This window comes from Streptomyces sp. NPDC058671 (genome assembly GCF_042716475.1).
Classification (GTDB): domain Bacteria; phylum Actinomycetota; class Actinomycetes; order Streptomycetales; family Streptomycetaceae; genus Streptomyces.
This window is the reverse complement of sequence record NZ_JBHXSA010000065.1, coordinates 1-1,608: the sequence shown is the minus strand read 5'-3', so window position 1 is coordinate 1,608 and position 1,608 is coordinate 1. Positions and strand designations below refer to the sequence as shown.

1 protein-coding gene is annotated in these 1,608 nt (G+C 72.1%); it reads left to right on the top strand.

Translation table 11 applies throughout. From position 1 onward, the window contains the following. Nucleotides 1-9 precede the first annotated feature (9 nt). A partial coding sequence (locus tag ACFWV2_RS33020) for an amino acid adenylation domain-containing protein (protein WP_384411112.1) occupies nt 10-1,608 on the top strand: 1,599 nt, incomplete at its 3' end.

The following is a 1,608-nucleotide window of genomic DNA, read 5'->3' as shown; positions in this document are numbered from 1 at the left end:
GACGAGCTGGTGGGCTGCTTCATGAACACCCTGGTCCTGCGGACCGACGTGTCCGGAGACCCGGCCTTCCGTGAACTCCTCGACCGCGCCCGCGACACCGCACTCGGCGCGTTCGAGAACCAGGACGTGCCCTTCGAGCGGCTGGTCGAAGTCCTCGACCCGGAGCGGTCCATGGGCCGCAACCCCCTCTTCCAGGTCATGCTCTCCCTGCAGAACAACGAGCACATCGATCTCCGCCTGCCCGGCCTGACCGTCGCCCCGGAACCCGTCGGAGCCGACACCGCCAAGTTCGACCTGTCCCTCACCCTCATGGAGCGGCAGGACGAGGACGGCACGCCCGGCGGCCTCGACGGGTTCCTGGAGTTCGCCTTCGACGTCTTCGACGAGTCGACGGCCGCCTCGGTCGCCGCCCGGCTCGTACGCCTCCTGGAAAAGGTCGCCGACGACCCCGACCTCCCCGTCAGCGCCATCGAACTGCTCACCGCGGAAGAACGCCACCGCATCCTCACCGAGTGGAACGACACCACCCGCCCCCTGCCGCAGGACACCCTCCCCGAGGCCTTCCAGCGACAGGCCGCACGGTCGCCCGAGGCGGTCGCGGTCACCTTCGGTGGTACGGAACTGTCGTACGGGGAGCTGAACGCGCGGGCCAACCGTCTGGCGCGGCAGCTGATCGGCCTGGGCGCGGGCCCCGAGCGTCTGGTGGCGCTCGCGCTGCCGCGCACCGAGGAGATGGTCGTCGGCCTCCTCGCGGTGCTCAAGTCCGGCGCCGCCTACCTCCCCGTCGACCCCGCCCACCCCGCCGAGCGGATCGAACTGGTCCTCGGCGACGCCCGGCCGGCCCTCCTGGTCACCGACACGGCGATCGCCGACCGGCTCCCCGACACGGGGGTGCCCCGGCTCGTCCTCGACGGACCCGGAACCGCGGCGGCCCTGGCCGCGCACGACGCCGCCGACCTCGACGACGCCGAACGCGCCGCCCCGCTGCACCCCGCCCACACGGCGTACGTCCTCTACACCTCCGGCTCCACGGGCCGGCCCAAGGGCGTGGCCGTCGAGCACCGGAACCTGATGAACTTCCTGCTCTCGATGGCCGAGCGCTTCCCGATGGACGCAGGGGACCGGCTCCTCGCCGTCACCACCTGGTCCTTCGACATCGCGGGCCTCGAGGTGTACGTCCCCCTGCTGTCCGGTGCCGGCGTCGTCGTCGGTGAGGACGGGGTGGTCCTCGACCCCGAGGCCCTCACCGCGCTCATCGAACGGACCGGGGTCACCGTCATGCAGGCGACGCCCGCCCTCTGGCAGGAGCTGGTGGCGCGCGAGCCCGAAGCCGTACGCGGGCTGCGCGTCCTCGTCGGCGGAGAGGCCGTACCGGCCGCCCTCGCCGAGACGCTGACCGCGCACGCCGCCGAGGTCACCAACCTCTACGGCCCGACCGAGACCACCATCTGGTCCACCGCGACCCGGCTCGTCACGGACGAGCCCGTGACCCTCGGCCGTCCGATCCGGAACACGGGTGTGTTCGTGTTGGACGGGGGGTTGCGGCCGGTTCCGGTGGGTGTGGCGGGTGAGTTGTATCTGTCGGGTGCGGGTGTGGCGCGGGGTTAT